The sequence below is a fragment of the Nocardioides sp. YJ-D4 genome, from assembly GCF_054031495.1.
The window spans coordinates 289357-311752 of the sequence record NZ_CM132932.1 but is presented as its reverse complement, the minus strand read 5'-3'; the positions used below and the strand labels follow the sequence as shown (position 1 = coordinate 311752).

Annotated in this window: 19 protein-coding genes and 1 tRNA gene; 13 read left to right on the top strand and 7 right to left on the bottom strand. The window is 69.5% G+C overall.

From position 1 onward, the window contains the following. Positions 1-23: 23 nt before the first annotated feature. The gene (locus tag ACW14X_RS01560) at positions 24-3812 is read left to right on the top strand and encodes a S8 family serine peptidase (RefSeq protein WP_457164466.1); all 3789 of its coding nucleotides are present in this window, start codon (positions 24-26) and stop codon (positions 3810-3812) included. Between the two features lie 72 nt (positions 3813-3884). Here the strand turns inward: ACW14X_RS01560 and ACW14X_RS01555 are convergent, their stop codons facing one another. Beyond that, positions 3885-4376 (bottom strand): MarR family winged helix-turn-helix transcriptional regulator, encoded by a 492-nt coding sequence (locus ACW14X_RS01555; RefSeq protein ID WP_160023723.1) that lies wholly within the window; start codon positions 4374-4376, stop codon positions 3885-3887. A gap of 114 nt (positions 4377-4490) precedes the next feature. Between ACW14X_RS01555 and ACW14X_RS01550 the strand changes: the two genes are divergently transcribed. Continuing rightward, positions 4491-4985 (top strand): VOC family protein, encoded by a 495-nt coding sequence (locus ACW14X_RS01550; protein WP_160023721.1) that lies wholly within the window; start codon positions 4491-4493, stop codon positions 4983-4985. 45 nt (positions 4986-5030) lie between these two features. On the opposite strand, the gene ACW14X_RS01545 is transcribed toward ACW14X_RS01550, so the two are convergent. The 3 genes from ACW14X_RS01545 to ACW14X_RS01535 form a co-directional block, all read right to left on the bottom strand. Beyond that, positions 5031-5606 carry a hypothetical protein gene (locus ACW14X_RS01545; RefSeq protein WP_457164465.1) on the bottom strand — a complete coding sequence of 192 codons (576 nt, stop codon included), beginning with the start codon at positions 5604-5606 and terminating at the stop codon, positions 5031-5033. Positions 5607-5687: 81 nt separating this feature from the next. After that, positions 5688-7088 (bottom strand): GntP family permease, encoded by a 1401-nt coding sequence (locus ACW14X_RS01540; protein WP_457164464.1) that lies wholly within the window; start codon positions 7086-7088, stop codon positions 5688-5690. After that, positions 7085-7585, bottom strand: coding sequence for a gluconokinase (locus ACW14X_RS01535; RefSeq protein ID WP_457166033.1), 501 nt, complete (start codon positions 7583-7585; stop codon positions 7085-7087). The genes ACW14X_RS01540 and ACW14X_RS01535 overlap by 4 nt, the downstream gene beginning before the upstream one ends. Positions 7586-7708: 123 nt before the next feature. Here ACW14X_RS01535 and ACW14X_RS01530 point away from each other — a divergent pair, with 123 nt between their 5' ends. Both ACW14X_RS01530 and ACW14X_RS01525 read left to right on the top strand, forming a co-directional pair. Continuing rightward, a complete protein-coding gene (locus tag ACW14X_RS01530) occupies positions 7709-8446 on the top strand; it encodes a FadR/GntR family transcriptional regulator (protein ID WP_457164463.1) in 738 nt (245 codons plus the stop codon). A gap of 61 nt (positions 8447-8507) precedes the next feature. Beyond that, positions 8508-8581: transfer RNA gene (locus tag ACW14X_RS01525), tRNA-Pro, on the top strand. Between the two features lie 165 nt (positions 8582-8746). Here the strand turns inward: ACW14X_RS01525 and ACW14X_RS01520 are convergent. Further along, entirely contained in the window at positions 8747-10627 is a 1881-nt protein-coding gene (locus tag ACW14X_RS01520; RefSeq protein ID WP_457164462.1) for a glycoside hydrolase family 15 protein, read from the bottom strand. A 364-nt stretch (positions 10628-10991) separates the two neighbouring features. Between ACW14X_RS01520 and ACW14X_RS01515 the strand changes: the two genes are divergently transcribed. The 3 genes from ACW14X_RS01515 to ACW14X_RS01505 all read left to right on the top strand — a co-directional run bounded on the left by ACW14X_RS01515 (position 10992) and on the right by ACW14X_RS01505 (position 13784). Continuing rightward, positions 10992-11801 (top strand): class II glutamine amidotransferase, encoded by an 810-nt coding sequence (locus tag ACW14X_RS01515; RefSeq protein WP_457164461.1) that lies wholly within the window; start codon positions 10992-10994, stop codon positions 11799-11801. A gap of 132 nt (positions 11802-11933) precedes the next feature. After that, positions 11934-12404, top strand: a complete 471-nt coding sequence (locus tag ACW14X_RS01510) for a DUF6325 family protein (protein ID WP_457164460.1) — start codon at positions 11934-11936, stop codon at positions 12402-12404. 381 nt (positions 12405-12785) lie between these two features. Beyond that, positions 12786-13784 carry an RDD family protein gene (locus ACW14X_RS01505; protein ID WP_457164459.1) on the top strand — a complete coding sequence of 333 codons (999 nt, stop codon included), beginning with the start codon at positions 12786-12788 and terminating at the stop codon, positions 13782-13784. Positions 13785-13798: 14 nt separating this feature from the next. On the opposite strand, the gene ACW14X_RS01500 is transcribed toward ACW14X_RS01505, so the two are convergent. Next, a complete protein-coding gene (locus ACW14X_RS01500; RefSeq protein ID WP_457164458.1) occupies positions 13799-14326 on the bottom strand; it encodes a cupin domain-containing protein in 528 nt (175 codons plus the stop codon). Beyond that, a complete protein-coding gene (locus tag ACW14X_RS01495; protein ID WP_457164457.1) occupies positions 14326-15222 on the bottom strand; it encodes a LysR family transcriptional regulator in 897 nt (298 codons plus the stop codon). The genes ACW14X_RS01500 and ACW14X_RS01495 overlap by 1 nt, the downstream gene beginning before the upstream one ends. 167 nt (positions 15223-15389) lie before the next feature. Between ACW14X_RS01495 and ACW14X_RS01490 the strand changes: the two genes are divergently transcribed. The 6 genes from ACW14X_RS01490 (at position 15390) to ACW14X_RS01465 (ending at position 22341) form a co-directional block, all read left to right on the top strand. Continuing rightward, on the top strand, positions 15390-16736 hold the full coding sequence (locus ACW14X_RS01490) for an LLM class flavin-dependent oxidoreductase (protein ID WP_457164456.1): 1347 nt from the start codon (positions 15390-15392) through the stop codon (positions 16734-16736). 75 nt (positions 16737-16811) lie between these two features. Beyond that, positions 16812-18386 (top strand): ABC transporter substrate-binding protein, encoded by a 1575-nt coding sequence (locus ACW14X_RS01485; RefSeq protein WP_457164455.1) that lies wholly within the window; start codon positions 16812-16814, stop codon positions 18384-18386. Beyond that, positions 18383-19438: an ABC transporter permease gene (locus ACW14X_RS01480; protein WP_457164454.1), complete on the top strand. Its 1056-nt coding sequence runs from the start codon at positions 18383-18385 to the stop codon at positions 19436-19438. Before ACW14X_RS01485 ends, ACW14X_RS01480 begins: the two co-directional genes overlap by 4 nt. After that, entirely contained in the window at positions 19435-20310 is an 876-nt protein-coding gene (locus ACW14X_RS01475) for an ABC transporter permease (RefSeq protein ID WP_457164453.1), read from the top strand. The genes ACW14X_RS01480 and ACW14X_RS01475 overlap by 4 nt, the downstream gene beginning before the upstream one ends. Then, complete coding sequence (locus ACW14X_RS01470; RefSeq protein WP_457164452.1) at positions 20297-21304, top strand: ABC transporter ATP-binding protein; 1008 nt, start codon at positions 20297-20299, stop codon at positions 21302-21304. The genes ACW14X_RS01475 and ACW14X_RS01470 overlap by 14 nt, the downstream gene beginning before the upstream one ends. Continuing rightward, positions 21301-22341, top strand: coding sequence for an ABC transporter ATP-binding protein (locus tag ACW14X_RS01465; protein WP_457164451.1), 1041 nt, complete (start codon positions 21301-21303; stop codon positions 22339-22341). The genes ACW14X_RS01470 and ACW14X_RS01465 overlap by 4 nt, the downstream gene beginning before the upstream one ends. Positions 22342-22396 lie beyond the last annotated feature (55 nt).

Sequence of the window (22396 nt, the reverse complement as noted above, 5' to 3'; positions counted from 1 at the left end):
CCCCATTGACAGGGTCCCTCTCCATGAGACCCCCAACCACATCCGGCCTCTCGGCCGCCACCAAGGCCGTCGCGGCAGCTGCTGCGGCGACCGCCCTGGTCGCGACCATGGCCACCAGCGCGCATGCGACCCCAGGCACCGACCCCACGCCTGAGGGCCCTCGGACCGACGCCGGCAGCACCGCCGGCACGGCGCCCCGTACGCCCGCCCTCGACGACGGACGGACCACGATCACCCTCGTGACCGGCGACGTCATCGACGTGACCGCGACCGACGACGGAGTCCTGACCCTCGGCTTCGACTCCGCCGCCGGTGCGATCGAGACCCAGCAGGTGGGCGACCACCTCTACGCCATCCCCACCGCTGCCAAGCCCTACTTGGCCGCGGGCACGCTCGACCGCCGGCTCTTCGACGTCACCGGGCTCCTCGAGATGAGCTACGACGACGAGACCGTCGACGCCACTCCGCTGATCCTGGAGCAGGCCCCGACCCGTGCCAAGGCGGCGAAGCTGCCGGGCGCCGAGCGTACGCTCGACCTGCCCAGCATCGACGCCGACGCCGTGGCGGTGAGCAAGAAGAAGTCGTCCGCGTTCTGGTCGGCTGTGGCCTCCGACGGCGGGGCGTCCGCTCGTGCCGCGGGTCCGGCCGGGAAGCTCGGCGGCGGCGTCGAGAAGATCTGGCTCGACGGCAAGGCCGAGACCACCCTGGACCGCAGCACCGCGCAGATCGGTGCCCCCGAGGCGTGGGCCGCGGGCTTCGAGGGCAAGGGCGCGACCGTCGCGGTCCTCGACACCGGGATCGACGCCACCCATCCCGACGTCGCCGACCAGGTCGACGAGGCGCAGTCGTTTGTCCCGGGGGAGGAGGCCACCAGCGACGTGCAGGGGCACGGCACGCATGTCGCCTCCACCGTCCTCGGCACCGGCGCGGCCAGCGAGGGTCTCTACAAGGGCGTCGCCCCCGGCGCCGACCTGCTGGTCGGCAAGGTGCTCGACAACGCCGGCTACGGCCAGGACTCCTGGATCATCGCCGGCATGGAATGGGGCGCGGCGAACGCCGACATCGTCTCGATGAGCCTCGGTGACTCCAGCCTCAATGACGGCACCGACCCGATGGCGCAGGCGCTCAACGCGCTGAGCGAGGAGACCGGTGCCCTGTTCGTCGTCGCGGCCGGCAACAGCTATGCCGAGGGATCCATCGGCAGCCCCGGCACCGCGGATGCCGCTCTCACGGTGGGCGCGGTGGACGACAGTGACGTACGCGCCGACTTCTCCAGCTACGGCCCGCGGGTCGGCGACCACGCGATCAAGCCCGACCTGACCGCGCCCGGCGTCGACATCCTCGCCGCCCGCTCGCAGCAGTCGTCCGGCGAGGGCTGGTACCGCTCGATGGACGGCACCTCGATGGCCACCCCGCACGTCGCGGGAGCCGCCGCGATCCTCAAGGGCGCGCACCCCGAGCTCACCGGCGAGCAGCTCAAGAAGGCCCTGGTCTCCTCTGCCGCGGACATCGACGCGCCGGCGTACGAGGTCGGCACCGGCCGCCTCGACGTGCCCGCCGCTCTCGACGGCGTGGAGGGCTCCGGCGACGGGTTCCTCGGCTTCTACGGCTGGCCGCACGACGGCGACGAGCCCGCCAACGGCACCGTGACCTACACCAACTCCACCGACGCCGACGTCACGCTCGCGCTGAGCACCGACGTCGTCGGCCCCGACGGCAAGGCGAGCGACCTCGTCTCGCTCTCCGCCGAGGAGGTCGTCGTCCCGGCCGGCGGCAGCGCCGAGGTCACGATCACGGCCGACGCCGACGACGCCCCGCTCGCCGGTAAGTACAGCGGTGCCGTCGTCGCCACCTCCGGCGAGATCACCGTGCGCACCGCGACCGCGCTGGTCAAGGAGGAGGAGCGCTACGGCCTCGACATCACCGCGCTCGACCGGTCCGGTGAGCCGGCCACCGGCTACGTCGACTTCTACCGCTACGGCGACCAGTTCGTCAGCAGCCTGCCGATCGACCCGGCCACGGGCACGGTGCCGACCCAGCGCCTGCAGCCCGGCACGTACTCGGCCACGGCGTTCCTCGACGTCGCCGGCTCTCAGGGACCCGGCTCGACCGGCGTCGCGCTGGTCGGCGACCCGCAGGTCGTCGTCACCGACAAGGACCAGTCCCTCGTGCTCGACGCCCGGAAGGCCGACGAGCTCACCCTGAAGACGCCCAAGGACAGCGACGTCGCCTACCGCCGGTTCCAGTTCTTCAACGACTCCGGCATCGGCGGGCTCTATGCGACCTTCGGCGCCACGTACGCCGTCCCGGTCGACGTCGACTCGATCTACGCCGAGGCCACCGGCCCCGTCGACAGCGCCGAGTTCGACTTCGCCGTACGCTGGCGGGCCATCGAGCCGGCGCTCGACGTGACGGCGCGCAGCTCGCGGAGGCTCGCGTTCGACCCGGTCTACCAGCTCGGCTCGACCAGGCTCGACGGCCGGGTGTCGCTGCGGGCGGTCGCGGCCGGCAAGGGCACGTCCGCCGACTACGAGGACGTCGACGCCAAGGGCCGAGCCGTGCTCGTGACCAGGGACGACGCCGTCACCGCCAAAGAGCGGGAGGCCGCGGCCCGGGCCGCCGGAGCGGCGCTGCTCATCGTCGTCAACGACCGTCCCGGGCCGCTGGTCGACTTCGTGACCCAGGAGGACCTGCCCGTCGTCTCGGTGCGGTCGGCTCAGGGCGAGAAGCTCGTGGCTGCCGCCGCGAAGGGCACGGTGACCCTGGAGGGCAAGGCCGTCCAGTTCCCCTCCTACCTCTACGACGTCTCCAAGAGCTGGCCCGGTGAGATTCCGGGCGAGCTCGCGCTGGCGCCGACCACCCGGCAGCTCGCCACCGTGGAGAGCCGCTACCACGACACCCAGGAGCGGCTCGCCGTCGACGACCGCGCGGACTGCCGCGACTACCAGTGGCCGCCGTGCCTCAGCGTCCGGGCGCTGCAGCCCACGGCGACCGATCGGACCGACTACGTCTCCACCTACGACGGCGTCACCTGGTACGAGAACGTGGACCATGAGAGCACCTGGGAGCAGCGGGGCGTGCGCCAGGCGTACGAACCACGCAGCACCACGGTGCGCAACTGGTTCGCTCCGGTGACCGCGCCCCGCACGGGCGACGGCTACTGGGGTCCGCGACACAACGGTGACTGGTTCCAGGTCAACGTCGCCCACGCCAGCGGCCCGGACGGGATCACCGGTGGGTTCCCCTGGGGTGAGACCCCGGTGACCTCCCGCCTCTTCCACGGAGACACCCTGGTACGGGAGAACATCGGACAGGCGGTTCAGACCGCGGTCCCCGTTGAGGAGGGCCCGCAGACGTACCGCTTCGAGATCGACACCGACGCGGCCGGCGACGCCCACCGCTACTCGACCAGCACTCGTACGTCCTGGACGTTCGTGGCCGACCTGGCCGATGAAGCCGTTCCTGGTGAGGACGGCACGCCGTTGCCGCTGCTCCAGCTCGACTACGACGTGGACACGGCACTGGACGGCACGGTGCGTGCGGGAGCCGAGGTCCCGTTCGCGGTCGTGCCCTACACCGTGCCGGGCGCTCCGCGGGCCGGGTCGGTCTCCGGGGCGACGCTGGAGGTCAGCTACGACGGCGGCTCGACCTGGACCGCGGTGAAGCTGCGCAAGGACGGTGACCGTTGGGAGACGCGCCTGCGCATCCCCGCGCGCGGCGCCGACCTGGTCTCGCTGCGGGCCACCGCCCGCGACGACGCCGGCAACACGGTGACCCAGAAGGTCGTCGCGGCGTTCGGGGTCAAGCGCTAACAGCGCAACGAACAGGCCCGCAGGTCACCATCGGTGACCTGCGGGCCTCGTTCTACGTCGTGGGCCGGCGGGCTAGGCGGCAGAGCCGTCTGCGGCGGCGCGGGCCGGCGAGACCTCGAGGCGCTCGAGCACGCCCTGGTAGAGCTTGGTCAGAGCGGCGACCTCTTCGGGGGTGAAGGCGTCGAACATGACCTGGCGGATCAGCTTCACGTGCTCAGGAGCGGCGGCCTTGATGGCCTCGAGCCCGGCGGGGGTGAGGTCGACGAAGGCGCCACGCCGGTCGTCGAGGCACTCGCGGCGCTCGACGAGGCCGCGCGCGGCCATCCGCATCACCTGGCGCGAGAGCCGGCTCTTCTCCCACTGCAGCTTGTCGCCGAGTTCGTACATCCGCAGCGAGCGGTCGGGGACGTCGGTCAGGTTGACCAGGACGTCGTAGTCGGCGAGGGAGAGGCCGTTCTTGGCTTGGAGGTCACGGTTCATCCGCGAAGTGAGCTGTGCGTTGACGGCGAGCCAGGCACGCCACGCGACCTGTTCGTCGTTACTGAGCCACTTGACCTCATCCATGAGGCATACCTTACCGAGTCGTAGCTCGTGCTTTCAGCACCACCGCCCGCCTCCAGCAACAGTTGACGCAGAAACTAGACTGGATCCGAGACGTCAGGGCATGAGGAGAGCACGATGAGCATCGACATGGACTTCATCACGAAGGACCGTGAGCGGATCAAGAAGGAGTACCTCCGTGAGGAGGGCGCCCGACCGGCCAGCACGGCTCGCGGGATCCACCACGCCGCGCTGCTCTCCTCGGACGTACGCAGGTCGATCGACTTCTACCAGGGGCTCCTGGAGTTTCCGCTGACCGAGATCTTCGAGAACCGGGACTACGCCGGCTCCGACCACTTCTTCTTCGACGTCGGGGCGGGCAACCTGCTGGCCTTCTTCACGCTTCCCGGGCTCGACCTGGGCCCGTACGCCGAGGTGCTCGGCGGGCTGCACCACATCGCGATCTCGGTGACCCCCGAGAAGTGGGACTACCTGCGCGCCAAGCTCGACGCCGCGGGCGTCGACTACATGGTCGAGTCCAAGTCGTCGCTCTACTTCATGGGGCCCGACGGCGAACGGCTCGAGCTCCTCGCCGACCCGCTGGGGGAGATGTACGGCACCAAGGTGCTCTGAGGCACGGCGCAGCCGGGACGGGCACCGGCCCGGTCCCGGCCGCGCTCAGGGACGGTCGAACGGGTCCTCGGGCACCTCGAGCTCGAGCTGCTCGGCGTAGACCTGCTCCTCGGCCCGCCGGTCGGCCAGCCACGCCGTCAGCGCCACCACGACCAGCTGCGAGCGGGACTCCGCGGCCATCTCGTGGACCATGGCGTCCAGCACGTCGACATTCGTCGCCAGGAGACGCAGGGGCATCGTGACGTACGGGTCCTCGAGCCGTTTCGGCTGTGGGACCGTGCGCATGAAGGTGCCGTCGGAGACGGGCCTGGTCTTCTCGCGCAGCGCTGCCTGGTGGGCGCGCAGCATGACCGGCAGCCGGGGGCGCGTCGCCGCGACGGCGTCGAGCATGACGTCGACCAGCGAACGCGGGACCTCCTGGCTGTAGGTCTTCCACTGCGCCGCCAGGGATGCCGGCACGGAGAGGCTGATCGCCTGCACCGGCATCCCCTGGCGCCGCCCGGCGCCCTCCCGCTTCGACTTCGTGCGATGGGCCGGGGTGCCCTTGCGGGAGATCGGGTCGAGCTTGCTGGGGGCAGGGTCCGACGGGGCTGTGTTGGATGGGGAAGGTGTATCCGACACGGTGAGCTCCTGTGGTGGGTGTGATCCATGTGTCAGGAGTGATTGTGTCGGACAGCACCGACAGTTTCGTGAGGGCGGGTGTCAGATCACCATGCTCAGTGCCAGCACGAACACCAGACCGGACACGGAGAGCACCGTCTCCATCAGCGACCAGGACTTGATCGTCTGGACGACGTCGAGGCCGAAGTACTCCTTGACCAGCCAGAACCCGGCGTCGTTGACGTGGGAGAAGAACACCGAGCCGGCACCGACGGCGAGCACGACGAGCGAGACCTCGGCGGCGGGCATGTTGGCGACCAGGTCGACCACCAGTGACGAGGCGGTGATGGTGGCGACGGTCGCCGAGCCGGTGGCGAGGCGGATGAGGACCGCGAGCACCCAGGCGAGCACGATCGCGGACACGCCGGAGCCCTGGGCCCAGTCGGCGAGCTGGGTGCCGATGCCGGTGTCGATCAGCGACTGCTTGAACCCGCCACCCGCGGCGACGATGAGCACGATGCCCGCGATCGGCGGCAGCGACATCTCGACCGTCTTGGCGATCTGGCGGCGATCCATCCCGGACCCGCGGCCGAGCGTGAACATGGCGACGATGACCGCGATGGTCAGCGCGACGAGCGGGTAGCCGATCACGTCGAAGACCTGCTGGAGCTGGTTCTCGGGGTCGTTGATGACGATGTCGACGATCGCCTTGGCGAGCATCAGCACGAGCGGCAGCAGGACGCTGAACAGGGTGACGCCGAAGGAGGGGCGGCGGATATCGGTGGCTGTGGCGGCTCCCGGGCCGCCCACCGGAGTGGAGTCGTAGGTGTGCGGTGCTTCGACGACGACCCAGCGGCCCGCGAGCCGGCCGAACAGCGGCCCGCTGACGATGATGACCGGGATGGCGACCAGTACGCCGAGCGCGAGCGTCGTGCCGAGGTCGGCCTGGAGCGCGCCGATCGCGGCGAGCGGACCCGGGTGCGGCGGCACCAGGCCGTGCATCGCCGAGAGGCCTGCGAGGGTGGGGATGCCGACGGTGATGAGGGAGACCTGTGCGCGACGGGCGACCAGGTAGATGACCGGCATCAGCAGCACCAGGCCGATCTCGAAGAACATCGGCAGGCCGATGATCGCGCCGACGAGCGCCATCGCCCACGGCAGCGTACGAACCGAGGACCTGCCCACGATCGTGTCGACGATCTGGTCGGCACCGCCGGAGTCGGAGAGGAGCTTGGCGAACATCGCACCGAGCGCGATCAGCAGGCCGACGCTGGTCGCGGTCGCGCCGAAGCCCTCGCCGAAGGAGGTGATCACGTCCATGACGTTGCGTCCCGCCAGCACCCCGACAGTGATGCCGCCGAGCAGGAGCGCGAGGAACGGGTGCAGCTTCACGTAGGTGATGAGGACGACGATCAGGGCGATCGAGGCCAGCGCGGCGGCGAGGAGTACGCCTCCTGATGCGACCGGGGCGACCGGCTCGGTCGCGGCGGCGAGGATGTTCATGCGGACTCCCTGGTCAGGTTCGAGGTCGGGTTCATGGTGGTGAGGAAGCGGTCGACGATCGCGTCGATGTCCTGGTCGATGTCGATGGTCGTGCCCAACTCGTCGGGAGCGAGGGGCTCGAGGGTCGCGAACTGCGAGCGCAGCAGCGACGGCGGCATGAAGTGCCCCGCACGGGCGGCGAGGCGTGCCTCGACCACCTCCGGGGTGCCGCTGAGGTGGAGCAGCCGGAGTCCGCGGGCGCGGCTGTGGAGCAGATCGCGGTAGCTGCGCTTGAGCGCCGAGCAGCTCAGCACCGCGCCGGTCTGCTCGTGCTCGGCGAGCCAGCCGCCGAGCGTCTCCAGCCAGGGCTGCCGGTCGTGATCGTTCAGCGCATGACCGGAGGCCATCTTCGCGATGTTCTCCGGCGGGTGGAAGTCGTCGGCGTCGGCGAAGGGGACCCGGAGGCGCTGGGCGATCGCAGCGCCGACGGTCGACTTGCCGGAGCCGGAGACGCCCATGACGACGAGGAGGGGGTTCTGTGTCACGCGTCACAGGGTGCATCAAAAGGCATCCGTTTGGCAAGGCGGTGTGTCATAACGGATTCTGATTACGCCGGGTTCGGATTGTGCGACGATGCCGCAGTGACGACTTCCAGCGGTGATGCCGTACATCGACTGCACCAGAGCGTCCGAGATGCGCTCGGACGCAGGATCGTCTCTGCCGAGCTGCCGCCAGGGTCGGTCCTCACGCTGGAGGGGATCCAGGCGACGTACGACGTCTCGCGCCCGGTCGCACGGGAGTCGGTGCGCGTTCTCCAGGCGATGGGCATGGTTACCACCCGGCGTCGTGTCGGCATCACCGTCCTCCCGCGGCAGGAGTGGAACGTCTTCGATCCGCTGGTCATCCGCTGGCGGCTCGACGGCGAGGGCCGGCGCGAGCAGCTGCTGTCGCTCTCCGAGCTGCGGCTCGGGTTCGAGCCGATCGCGGCCCGCCTCGCCGCCGAACGCGCAGAACCCCAGCACCACGGCGAGCTGGCCCGATCCGTGGCCGACATGGTCGTCCACGCTGCCGCCGGCGACCTGGAGGCCTATCTCGAGGCCGACACGACCTTCCACCGCGTCCTGCTCAACGCCTGCGGCAACGACATGCTCGCCGCCTTCGGCGACCTTGTAGCCGAGCTCCTCGCCGGACGTACGCACCACCACCTGATGCCCGACAAGCCGAACCCCACCGCCATCGAGCTGCACGAGAAGGTGGCGATCGCAGTACGCAACGGCGACCCGGCAGCAGCCGAGGAGGCCATGCGCGCCATCATCGACGAAGCCGCCGAAGCCCTCGCCTCCGCCGACGACCCGCCGGAGGGGGATACCGATTGGTGAGCGGGTGAAGCCGTGCGGTAATGTTCGGAGCGCTTCGAGCGGAGAAATCCACTCGCAGTTTCGGGCTGTGGCGCAGCTTGGTAGCGCACTTGACTGGGGGTCAAGGGGCCGCAGGTTCAAATCCTGTCAGCCCGACAGATCGCCCCTGACCTGCTCATGCAGGTCAGGGGCGTTTTTGCGTCTGTCCGCGAGGTTCACCACACTGCCCGTCGGCGGAGCCATGGCCCCGTCTCTGCGCTCACGAGAAATGCGTCTCCACCAGCCGTCAAGGTCGGTGATCCAGGTGCAGGTAGCCCCGCCTCATTGCGGGGGTCGGCGTTCGTCCAGAAGGGCGGCGATGCCGTCGCCGGAGACGTGACCCGGTCGGCCGGCGAGGTCGAGTTGGGCGTCCAGCGTGAGCGCAGCGTTGATCAGCGACAGGTGGGTGAAGGCCTGCGGGAAGTTCCCGATCTGCTCTCCGTTGACGGCGATCTCCTCGGAGTAGAGGCCGACGTGGTTGGCGTAGGTGAGCATCTTCTCGAACGCCAACCTCGCCTTCTCGACCCGTCCGGCGCGGGCCATGGCGTCGACGTACCACATGGTGCAGATGGAGAAGGTCCCCTCCGACCCCTGCAGCCCGTCGGGGGAGGCGGCCGGGTCGTAGCGGTAGACCAGGCTGTCGGTCTCCAGCTCCTCCTCGATGGCGTCGAGGGTCGACAGCCACCGCGGGTCCTGCGAGGAGATGAAGCCGACGACCGGCGCCAGGAGCACGGAGGCGTCGAGCACGTCGGTCTGGTAGTGCTGGACGAAGGCCTGGCGCTTCTCGTGCCAGCCGGCGGTCATGATCTGCTCGTAGATGGCCTCGCGCGCCGCCGTCCACCGCGCGATGTCGGCTGCTCGCCCTCGCCCGTACTTCGTGGCCTGCCGGATCCCGCGGTCGAAGGCGACCCAGCACATCACCCGTCCGTACGTGAAGGACTGGAGACCGCCGCGTGTCTCCCAGATGCCCGCGTCGGGCTGGTCCCAGTTCTCGGAGAGCCAGTTCAAGATCCGGGAGAACGTCTGGAGGCCTTCGTAGCTCGCGGGCAGCGCACCCAGCCGGTCGGCCTCGTAGGCGCAGTCGGCGAACTCGCCGTAGATGTCCTGCTGTATCTGGTCGGCAGCCCCGTTGCCGATCCGGACCGGGCGCGATTCCTTGTAGCCGCTGAGGTGATCGAGGGTCTCCTCGACGAGGTCGGGGGAGCCGTCGACCCGGTACATGATCTTCAGGGGAACGGCTTCGTTGGCGGCCGCGGATTCGCGTGCCCGGTCCCCGACCCAGCGGGCGAGCTGCGCGGCCTCCTCGGTGAAGCCGAGACCGAGCAGGGCCCGCATCGAGAACGACGAGTCTCGGATCCACGTGAAGCGGTAGTCCCAGTTGCGCTCTCCCCCCAGCTGTTCGGGGAGGCCGGCAGTGGCCGCCGCGATCGGTGCGCCTGTGGGGGCGTAGGTCAGCAGCTTGAGCGTGATGGCGGACCGGTTGACCATTTCGCGCCACCGCCCCCGGTAGGACGAGCGCGCCAACCACGAGCGCCAGAAGCCGACCGTGCCCTCGAGCGCCGCGAGCACCTCTCCCTCCTCGACACGGCGAGGCGCGTCCCCGGCCGTCTCCAGGACGAAACCGACGTCTTGGCCCTCCTCGACCTCGAACGACGCCACCACGTCGTCGCCGACCTGTTCGAGGGGCACCCCGGCGTGGAGGACGAGTCGGGTGCCACCCGACTCGAACACCGCCCCCGAAGGGGTCACCTCCACCGTGTGGGAGGCACGGCCGTAGTCGAAGCGGGGCGCGCACGACATCCGGAACCGTGTCCGCCCGCGTACGCCTCGCACGACGCGGACGATCGTGTGCTCGTCCCGGGCGACCTCGGGATCCGAGATCGGCATGAAGTCGATCACCGAGCTCGTGCTCGCCTCGACCATGAATCGGGTGGCGAGAACCGCCGAGTCGCCCAGGTAGCTCTGCCTGGTCAGGGGGCCGTCTCCCTCCGGAGCGATCCGGAAGCGGCCGCCGCGGTCGGCGTCGAGCAGGGACGCGAACACGCTCGGCGAGTCGAAGCGCGGGGTGCAGAACCAATCGACGTCGCCGTTGCTCGCCACCAGCGCCGCGGTCTGCAGGTCCCCGATGATGGCGTGGTCGGCGATTGAGGGTTGCTCGGCCATGAGCTTCTCCTTGTCCTCCTAGGAGGGGTGTCGCCGGCGGGCAGACGCCCGCCGGGTGCGGCACCGTTCGCCGTCGGCATCGGTGGTTCGATTCTCGCCCCCTGGTGCCGCGCCGACGTCACCCACTAGGGATGAAACGGCTGTCGGCGGCCTGATCCCATCGTTGACGGGTGGATGGCAGACAGGGGCTCACCGTTCATCTCCGCTCGAGGACAACTGGCCGGTTCGGGTCCGCCCTATCCGAAACGGGTGATCCGCTGGGCCCGCCTTCGCCGTTGTACTGGATCAGTCGCGCTCCGATGTGTGTCGGGGGCGGCGAAGGGAGATCGACATGTGTCGTTGGCTCGCATACTCAGGTTCGCCGGTGCTCCTGGAGGACCTTCTGTTCAAGCCGGAGAACTCGCTCGTGGTGCAGAGCAAGCACTCACGGCTGGGCGTGGAGACGGTCAACGGTGACGGCTTCGGTGTCGGCTGGTACGGCGCCCAGGACACCCCAGGGATCTACCACAGCATCGAGCCCGCCTGGAACGACCGCAACCTCCGAGAGCTCTCGGCCCACGCTGCCGCCGGTCGGGTCTTCGCGCACATCCGAGCGACGACCGGCACGGCGGTCCAGCAGACCAACTGCCATCCCTTCCGACACGGCCGCTGGCTGTGGATGCACAACGGGGCCATCGCCGACTTCACGTTGCTGAAGCGCGACCTGACCCTGGCCGTCGAGCCCGGGCTGTTCCCCGACATCGAGGGATCGACGGACTCGGAGCTGTTCTTCTTCCTCGCCCTGACCTTCGGACTCCAAGAGAACCCGCCGGAAGCGGTGGCTCAGGCGGTTGGCCTCATCGAGGAGACGGGGCGACGCCACGGAGTCGAATACCCGATCCAGATGTCGGTGGCGACCACCGACGGGGAGACCACGTGGGCATTCCGGTACTCCAGCGAGGGTCGGTCCCGATCGCTGTTCCACAACACCGACGTCGCCACACTCCGTCTCCAGTACCCCGACAACCCGGTACTGCATCAGCTTTCCGATGACGCGCGCCTCGTAGTGTCCGAGCCGTTGGGGGACTTGCGCGGGGCGTGGCGGGAGGTGCCGGAGTCCTCCTGCCTCATCGTCCGGGGTGGCCGCGAGGAGCTGCAGGAGTTCTCACCTTCGCCCGCCCGTCCACTGGACTGACGCAGCTCTCGGAGGGAGTTCCACGTCTCCGGGTCATCCATATGGGATGACGCATCGACAGGGATCCGCCGCCGATGATGACAGGGACGAGGTGCCGCAGAGGTGCCCGCAACCAGTGGAGCAGGTGGTGGCATGACCGACCAGGAGACCGTGCACGAGAGCGAATCCTTAGACGAGCTCGGTCCTGTCGACTGGATCGTGGTGGAGTTCCCCGGCAGCAGGTTCAACGGCAAGATCGCGCCCACGCTGATGGACCTGGTCGACCGCGGGATCATCCGGATCCTCGATCTGCTGATGATCCGCAAGGAGGAGGACGGGTCGTTCGATGCGTTCGAGATCAGCGACCTCGACGACGGCGAGATCGGGGGCATCCGGGACTACGAGACCGCGATGGCCAACCTGCTGAGCCAGGAGGACGTCGAGTCCGTCTCGGCGGCCGTCGCGCCGGGCAGCACCGCCGCGCTGTTGGTCTGGGAGAACACCTGGGCCGCCCCGTTCGGATCAGCGGTGCGCCACGCCGGGGGACAGCTCGTCGCGAGTGGCCGTATTCCGGTGCAAGCGGTTCTCGCAGCCATCGAAGCAGATCTTGAAGAGGAGGACTGACATGCCATTGAGACGTAGGGCACGACGGGGAGTCATCGGCCCCGCGCCCGTTGCCAGGACGGCCGCTGTCGTAGGTACCGCCGCCGTCGTCACTCACGGCGTACGCCGGCGGGGCGACCGCCGCGAGGACCGCCGAGACGACCGCCGCGACCGGCGAGGCTGAAAGCGCGTCGCGACCGGCCGCTTTGGGGCGGCTGAATCACCCGGCCCGGGTGATGAGAGAACAGATCAGACGGCTCTAGGCTTCCAGCGATCCACGACTGGAAGAGGCGGGACCTGCGATGGGAATCTTGTGCGCGCGACGAGACGACGCCCCAGCCGTGCGTCGGTTCCGGGCGGGCTGATTCACATGACGCTCCGCGTGTCGGAGCCGGCGACGTCATGACCGAGGGTCGGCAGAACGGCAAGAGGCTCCTCGGTCGGGTCGCCGGCGCCGTGACGGAGAGGGTCGTCGTCACGGTCGATCCCGATATCGTCCTGGAGCACGTCGATCTCAACGCCCTGCTCAGCCGCGTGGACCTGGACGCGGTCCTGGCGCGGGTCGATATGGATGCGTTGCTCGCGCAAGTCGACATCAACAAGCTCCTCGCCGACGTAGACGTGGACGCCCTGCTGAGGAACGTCGACCTCGAGGCGCTCGTACGCCGCTCCGGCATCCCCGACATCGTGGCGGAGAGCACCTATTCGATGGCTGGATCCGCCCTCGACGTCGCCCGGCGACAGCTGGTGGGGCTCGACGTCGTCATCGACCGGATCGTGGACCGGCTGATGCGACGGAGCGAGGCCGAGCGACGGGACGGGCCGCTCAGCCTGGTTGCGGCCCGAGGAGCAACGCCCGATCTCAGGAACGGCAGGATCCGTCGGGTGCGCCGCTCGGTGTCCGGACACTATGCGGGAGCGATCAGCAGGGCAGCTGCCGCTCTCATCGACGGCCTTCTCATCGCCGGCCTCTACACGCTGGGCGTCGCCGGGTTCAGCTTCCTGCTCGACATGTTCACGTCCATGTCGCTCACCGACGACCGCTCGACGCTGCTCGGGATCGCTGCCTTCGTGAGCTGGGCGTTCTGCTACGTCTTCATCAGCCTCGCCATCACCGGCCGGACGATCGGCAAGGGACTGACCGGGCTACGCGTCGTACGCGCCGACGGCACTGCTCCAGGTGTGCGCACGATGTTCGTCAGGACGTTGGTGTTTCCCCTCAGCGTGGTGTTCTTCGGCATCGGACTGCTCCTGATCGTGGTGCAGCGTGAGCATCGTTCCTTCCACGACCTGATCGCCAAGACCTGTGTCGTCTATGACTGGGGAGACCGCAGCGCTGAGATGCCGGGGCCACTCTCGGACTTCCTCGATCGCGCCCGATCGGACTCCCCACAGCGCTGACGACGCTTGCAGGCTCAGGAGCCGCCGCTGAGTCGGACCTCGGACCAGTCGAGGCCGTCCAGATTGACGACGATCGCCTCCTGGGTGGTGCGGGCGATCACGACGACGGCCTCGGTGTCGGTGTCGGGGTTCTCCTCGCGGTGAGGGACCCACGGCGGCACGAAGACATAATCGCCAGGGCCGGTCTCCACTCGGGTCTCGACGGGCTCGTCTGCCTCGGTGTCGAGGAAGACGAAGACCGGGTTGCCGGAGACGACGTAGATCGCGGTCTCGGAGGCACCGTGGTGGTGGTTGGCCGAGGCGGTCGAGGCGGGGACATGGGTCTGGCCCATCCACAGGTTCTTCGCGCCAACGGTCTTGCCGCTGACAGCCTCGAGCCGCCGCATCCCGGAGGTCTGCCCGGTCTGGTCGACCAGGCCGGAGGGGGCCACGTGGTGGAGGTGCCGGTGGAACGCGTCGATCTCGGCGGGGACGAGGACACCGCTCGGCGTGCGAATGTAGTCCCCGTCAGAGGACCCGGCGGGTACGTGAACGGCAGACATCAGGCTCCTTTGGCCAAGGTGAGGACAGGGTCGTCGCCGGGCATGGCGAGCAGTGGCCGCAGGACGGCGGCCACCTGTGCGGCCGTCTCCTTGGGCAGACCGGGGCGGGTGCAGACGTAGAGCGGGAGCGGGTCGGGTGTCGGGAGATCGGGCACCCGGACCAGGCCCTCGGGAGTCTCGCCGAGGGTCGCCATGAGCGCGACGCCGAGGCCGGCCCCGACGGCTGCCTGAACGCCGGCCAGCTGTATGGCCTCGGCGCCGATGGTGGCAGGGATCGAGTGGTCGGCGAGCGTCTCCAGGGCTCGGCTGCGAAGCGCGCACGGTTCGTCGAAGGCGACGATGGGCACGGGGCTGGTCGCCGCGGGGGCACGCCAGGACTGCGCCGCGAACCAAGTGAGCGTCAGATCTCCGACATAGAGGGCCTTGGGGTCGTCGGCCTGCTGGATCAGCAGGGCCAGGTCGATACCACCGGCGCTGAGGCCTTCGCGCAGCTTGTTGCCACGGTCGATCCGGAATCGGAAGTCGCGCTTCGGCACCGACTGCGCCAGCGCTCTGGACACGTTGGGCAACAGCTGGGCGGCGGCGTGCTCGGTCGACCCGACGGTGACCGTCATCGGAGCGTCTGTGGGGGACGGACGGAACTTCGCCACGGTCTCATCATGCAGCGCGATGATCCGGCGCGCCTGTGCCAGGAGCACGGATCCATCGGCGGTGAACCGGGACCCGCGACCCTGCCGCTCGACCAGCGTGCGCCCGATCGCGGACTCCAAGCGGCGTACGTGCTGGCTGACCGCGCTCTGTGTCAGGTGCAGCGCGGTGGCGGCCCGCTGGAATCCGCCGAAGTCTGCGACGGCGACCAGGCTGCGCAGCGGGGCGATATCCAGATTCTGGCTCATGTCGATCAGAGTAATACACAATTGATGAGCGTTCGTGATGGTTCAGCATCGTGGAACGTCGTTGGACCGGGTGGCGTTTGTCTATCAAACTCATAGACATAAGGCTCTCTGGGGAGAGGGCCACCGCGGGCTGACACCCGGCCGCGGCTGACCATCACGGAGGCAGCATGTCGCGACGCACGATCAAGCTGGGCGCCGTCCCGTACGGCACCGGCGGTCCGGGCCAGCACCGGCTCTGGCTCGACCCCGAGATCCCGGGCGACGCGAGCGTGAACATCGACTGGTTCATCCAGACGGCCAAGCTGGCCGAGCAGGGCCGCTTCGACCTGATGTTCATCGTGGACAGCCAGTTCATCACCCCGCACAGCCCGCCGCACTACCTCAACCGTCTGGAACCACTCACCCTGCTCTCCGCGGTGGCCACCCACACGAAGCATCTCGGTCTGGTTGGCACCGCGACCACGAGCTTCAACAGCCCCTTCAACCTGGTGCGCCGCTTCGCCTCCCTCGACCTGATCAGCCACGGTCGCGCCGGGTGGAACGTGGTCACCACCGGTGATGCGGGCACCGCGACCAACTACGGGCTCGCGGAGCACTACGACTACGACACCCGCTACGGCCGCGCTCAGGAGTACGTCGAGCTGGCCCGTGCCCTGTGGGACTCCTATGAGGACGACGCGTTCGTACGCGACCGAGAGACCGCCCGGTTCCTCGACCCCGACAAGCAGCACGCGCTGCACCACGAGGGCACCTACTTCAAGGTCGCCGGCCCGCTCAACCTGCAGCGCAGCCCGCAGGGACATCCGGTCATCTTCCAAGCCGGTGACTCCGACCAGGGCCGCGACCTGGGTGCCTCCGTCGGGGAAGGGATCTTCACCCACGCTCCCGACATCGGCAGCGGCCAGGCGTTCTACGACGACATCAAGACCCGCGCCCGCGGCTTCGGCCGCAACCCGGACGACCTCGTGATCATGCCGGGGGTCAAGGTCGTCGTCGGCGACACCGACGAGGAGGCCCGTGAGATCGAGGCCGCCGACCACGAACGCGACCACGGCTTCGCGGAGGCTCTCGCTGAGTTCGGCCGGCCCTTCGGCTGGCATGACTTCCGGCAGTACGACCTCGACGCACCCTTCCCGGCCGAGGCGCTCGAGCACGGCGAGCGGTCCTTCTTCACCCAGGCCCAGAAGATCACCCAGCGAGCGGTCGAGAACGGCTGGACGCTGCGTCAGACCGTCGAGGCGACCCGGGTCTTCCGTAAGTCGGAGTTCGTCGGCAGCCCCGAGACGGTCGCCACCAAGCTGCAGGAGTGGTGGCAGGCACGGGCGTGCGACGGCTTCAACATCGGCGTCGACCACCCGGCCAACTTCAGGCGGATCGTGGAGGAGGTCATCCCGATCCTGGCCGAGCGCGGCGTCTTCCGCCGCGAGTACGAGGCCACCACCCTGCGCGGAAACCTCGGCCTTCCGGTCCCGGAGAACCGCCACACCCTGGCTCGCCGTACTCCGACGAGCTGACCTCCACAGCGCTCGGGCGCCGAACGACACACCCACCTCACCGCCAGAGACGACACAGGAAGACCGATCACTCCCATGGCCAACAAGGCATTCGCGCGCAGCGACAAGCGCTCCATCTCGACCACGTCATCGACGCCGACCCTCAGCCGACGCAGCCTGCTCGGCCTCACCCTCGGCGCCGCGGCCGTGTTCGCCCTGGAAGCCTGCGGCTCCGAGACCGGTGCCAGTGCGTCCGGTGGACGGATCACCTGGGCCTGGCAGCTGCCCACCACCTGGGACCCGGTGACCTCCTCGGCCGGCTCCGACGTCCAGATGCTGGCGCTCGTCTACGAGGCCATCACCGGCCTCGACGAGAAGGGCAACCCGGTGCCGTGGTTGGCCGAGAAGTGGACGTACAACTCCGAGGGCACGCAGGTGACCTTCACCCTGAAGAAGGGGTTGAGGTTCAGCGACGACACGCCGCTGGACGCCACGGCGGTTGCCAAGTCGATCGAACGCGGACGCACCGCCGACGGCTCCCTCATCGCGCCCCAGATGGTCGGGATCACCAAGGTGACCGCCTCGGGCGACCTCGACGTCGTGCTCGACCTGGCCGAGGTCGACTACCAGATCCCGGCTCTGTTCGCGGGCAAGACGGGCATGGTCGTCAACCCGGCCGTCTTCGAGAAGGACGCCGCCTCCCTGGCCACGAAGCCGGCCGGCTCCGGGCCGTTCAGCCTGACCACGTACGTGCAGAACGACCACGCCGAACTGGTGAAGAACACCCACTTCCAGCTCGCCGACGAGATCAAGGTCGACGAGTTCCACCTCTATCCCCAGCCCGACCCGGCCACCGCGGTCGCCTCGGTCCAGTCCGGCCAGTACAACGTCGCCCGCATCTCCGGCGCCCAGGTCGAACAGGCCCGGCAAGCGGGCCTCGAGGTCCAGATCCTCGACTCGATGTTCGTCTCGTGCCTGGACGTACACGCCGGGAAGAAGCCGTTCGACGACCCCTCGGTCGTCGAGGCGCTCAAGTACGGCATCGACCGGGAGAAGATCAAGAAGGTCGCCAACTTCGACATCGGCGAGGTCAACTACCAGCTCTTCCCCAAGGGGTACGTCGGCTACAACCCCGAGCTCGAGGGCGTCTACGAGTACGACCCGGAGAAGGCGAAGCAGATCCTCGCGGACGCCGGCCACACCGGCCCGGTCAAGGGCGAGTTCACCAGCAGCGGCCAGGCCGCGGCGGCTGTCGAGCTGATCCAGGCCCAGCTCAAGGAAATCGGGATCGAGCTCACCATCAAGTCGATCCCACAGACCCAGCACACCCAGCTGGTCTACATCGAGCACTCCCAGGCGCTGACCTACGACGGCTTCGCCGGCCGGGAGTCGCCGGTGCAGGCCTTCCAGGTCCTCTTCGGCAAGGAGGGTCTGATGAACCCGAACCGTGCCACGAACCCTGCTCTGGAGGCCCAGCTCAAGAAGGTCCGGGCCACTCCGACCGACGACCCCACGTACCCCTCTGTCCTGCAGGAGGCGACGAGGATCGCGATCACCAGCTTCCCCAACACCTTCCTCTACAACGCGCCCCGGATCATCGCCCGCAAGAACGCCTCCGAGCTGCCCGCCTCGCCGAGCCTGCAGCGCTTCGAGGGGGTGACGACCTCGTGAGCGTGGCCCAAGCCACCTCTTCCACCGCCGCGTACACCGACTCACCCACGGACGCGTCGGCGGTACGACCGACCGCGGGCGCGGTCGGCGGCTGGCTCCGCCGCATCCTCAACCTGGTCGCGATCACCGCGGCCGTGCTGCTGCTGGCCTCGGTCATCACCTTCGCGCTCGGGGCGATGGCGAAGACCAACCCGGCCGCGGCGGTGCTCGGCGAGACCGCGACCGATGCCGACATCGCCCGGCTCGACCACCAGTTCGGTCTCGACCGGCCGCTGGTGGTCCAGTACGCCGACTGGCTCGGCTCCGCGCTGCAAGGCGACCTCGGCGTCTCCTGGTTCACGACCGTCCCGGTTGCCGACAGCATCGCCCAGGCGCTCCCGGTCGACCTCTCCATCGCCCTGCTCGCCATCGTGCTGGCGATCCTCATCGGCGGGGCGGCCGGGATCGGCGCGGCGCTGAGCAACGGGGGAGTCTTCGACCGGGCGGTCACCGTCGTCTGCTCGCTGCTCGGCACGCTGCCGCCGTTCGTGATCGGGATGGCGTTGATCGTGGTGTTCGCGGTCAAGGCCAAGCTGCTTCCGGCAGGCGGCTACGTACCGATCGGGGAGAACCCGGCCGAGTGGCTCCGCTTCGCGATCCTGCCCTCCTTGGCACTCAGCCTCGACGTCGCTGCCTCGATCGCCCGGCAGCTGCGCACCTCGCTGGTCGGGGCGCTGCGGGAGAACTACGCGATCGGCGCCCAGATGCGCGGCTTCGGTCGCCGGCGGGTCCTGTTCGGCCACGTCCTGCGCAACGCCGCAGCCCCCACGCTGGCCGTCATCGGCCTGGCCATCCCGCTCGTCATCGGCGGTGCCGTCATGACCGAGAAGCTCTTCGGCCTGCCCGGCATCGCGCAGCTCGCTCTGCAGTCCTCGGAGAAGGGGGACGTACCCGTGGTCCTCGGCACTCTGCTGGTCACCGCGGTCGTCGTCGTCATCGCCAGCCTGGTGGTCAACGTCGCCCAGGCGGCGCTCGACCCGGCCGCTCGCGGCGCGAGGGGCGGGAAGCGATGAGAACGCTCAAGGCCCTGTGGGCGCAGCCCGCCAGCCGCTTCGCCTTCGCGGTCCTGACGGTGATCGCCTTCCTGGTCGTCTTCGGCGGCACCCTGGCGCCGTACGACCCGCTGCGACAGTTCAGCGACGAGGTGCTCCAGGCTCCATCGGGGAAGCACCTGCTCGGCACCGACTACGTCGGACGCGACGTCCTGTCGCGGCTCATGGCCGGCACCCGGCTCTCGGTGGTCGGCGCTCTGGAGGCGGTTGCGATCGCCGCGGTCCTCGGCGTCCCGTCCGGGCTGGCCTCGGCCTGGATGGGCAGGATCGGGGAGTGGGTCTCGCTGCGGATCGCCGACACCCTGATGATCCTGCCGTTCACCGTCTTCGCCATCGCCGTCGCCGGCACCATCGGCAACGGCCTCCAGCAGGCGATGGTCGCGGTTGGCGTCCTGATCAGCCCGATGTTCTTCCGGGTCACCCGGGCCGCGGCCCTCGGCCTTCGGCGTACGCAGTACGTCGAGGCCGCCGAGCTGATGGGCGCGAGCCAGTGGTGGACGCTCCGCAAGCACATCTGGAGCAAGGTGCTTCCCAACGTCGCCGTCGCCGCCGCACACGCCACCGGCGCGAGCCTCCTGGTCGTCGCCTCGCTCTCGTTCCTCGGGATCGGCGTCCAGCCGCCGGCGCCCACCTGGGGCGGGATGCTCTCGGCCGATCTCGGCTACCTCGCCCAGCAGAGCTGGGCCCCGATCTTCCCGGCGCTCCTGATGATGGCGACCGTCGGGTCCCTCAACATCCTGGCCGACGGCATCCGTGACGCCGGCACCCAGCGCCGCCGCCGACGCCCGTCCCGGGTGCGCGACCGGAAGGAGACCGTCGATGCCGCAGCCTGATCCCGATACGTACGCCACCAGCCCCCGCACCCTCACCGTCGAGGACCTGCAGGTCAGCGTCGGGGACCACCTCGTCGCAGTGAACGGCGTCTCGTTCCAGATCCGCCGCGGCGAGGCCGTCGGCCTGGTCGGCGAGTCCGGCAGCGGCAAGACCCTGACCTGCCGCGCCGTCCTCGGGCTGCTGCCGGAGACCGGTGAGGTGGACTCCGGCACCATCACCCTCGGTGACGGAGACTCCGGAGTCGACCTCACCGGCGCCGGGCGTCCCACCTGGGACCGTGTCCGCGGCACCCGCATCGGCGCCGTCTTCCAGGATCCCGGCTCCTACCTCAACCCGAGCATCAGCGTCGGCCGCCAGCTCGTCGAGCAGCTCCGTGTGCGCGGCGGGCTCGGCAGGACCGAGGCCCGCGACCGTGCCGTCGAGCTCTTCGGCGAGGTCGGCCTCCACGATCCGGCAGGCGTCTTCCACCACTATCCGCACCAGCTCTCGGGCGGGATGCTGCAGCGCGTCCTGATCGCCATCGCCATCGCCTGCGATCCCGAGCTCCTGATCGCCGACGAGGCCACCACCGCCCTCGACGCCGTCATCCAGGCCGAGATCCTCGAGCTCATCGCCCGCCTGCGCCGCGACCACGAGCTCTCCCTGCTGCTGGTCACCCACGACCTCGCGGTCGTCGCCGAGACCTGTGACCGGATCCTGGTCATGTACGGCGGAGAGATCGTCGAGTCCGGTCCGACCGAGCAGGTGCTCACCGATCCGCGCCATCCCTACACCCGGGCCCTGCTCTCGGTGGCCACCATCGGGGACTGGTCGCGCCGCACCCTCGAGGTCATCCCGGGTCAGCCGCCGGCAGCGGGGGAGCGGATGCCGGGTTGCCGGTTCGCCCCGCGCTGCCAGCACGCAGCCGAGGCGTGCCTCGGCGGACCCGTACCCCTGACCGACATCGGACCCGTACGCAGTGCTCGCTGCGTCCGTCTGGAGGCCTCCGCATGAGTACGCCGCTGCTGAGCATCACCGATCTCTCGGTCACCTACGCGCCTCCACGCCAGGGCACGCACCTCGGCACCGGTGCCGCACTGCGAGACGTCAGCCTCGAGGTCCGCCCGGGCGAGATCCTCGGCGTCGTCGGCGAGACCGGATCGGGCAAGACGACCCTCGCCCGCGCGACCGTCGGCCTGGTCGCGCCGGCCGCCGGCTCGATCGTCTTCGACGGCGCCGACATCGGCGGACTCACGGGGGCAGCACAGCGCCGATTCCGCCGAAGCGGCCAGGTCCAGCTCGTCTTCCAGGACCCGCTGCGCTCCCTCGACCCCGACCTCACCGTCGACCAGATCGTCTCCGAGCCGTTGGCTGTGGGCGGCGTACCCCGGAGCGAGCAGCGCGCCAGGGTCGAGGAGGCCATCGGGCTCGTCGGTCTCGACCCGGCAGCCATCGGCGCCCGGCTACCGCGTCAGCTCTCCGGCGGTCAGCGGCAGCGCATCGCGCTCGCCCGCGCCATCGTCACCCGCCCGAAGCTGCTCTTCTGCGACGAACCGGTCAGCGCGCTGGACGTCTCCAACCGCAACCTCGTCCTCAGCCTGCTCGACCGGCTACGCCGCGAGCTCGGCCTCGCCGTCGTGATCATCGCCCACGACCTGTCCTCACTGGCCGGGATCGCCGACCGGATCGCCGTGTTCTACCGCAGCCGACTCGTCGAGACCGGCCCCGTCGAGCAGGTCCTGACCCGCCCGGCGCACCCCTACACCGGTCTTCTCACCGCCTCCGCGCCTTCGGTCGGCCACGAGGACCGGCTACGTCCGGCGGACATCCGGCCCGCGCCGGACGCCGACCCCTTCCCAGCCGGACCCGGCGCCTGCGTGTTCGCCGCCCGATGCCGGTTCGCCCATGACGCCTGCCAGCAGGAGCCGGCCGCGCTGCCGCTGCCAGGTGCCGCCGAGCGGAGCGCCGCCTGCCACGTGGCCGCCACCTGGCTCGGCCAGATCCGCCCCGAGAGCACCGAGGACCTCCAGCTCGCCAGGGAACCGGCCTGAGCCGCCTCGCCAACACACTCACCCCGAGCGACCTCCGGCACTCCGCCGGCAGACG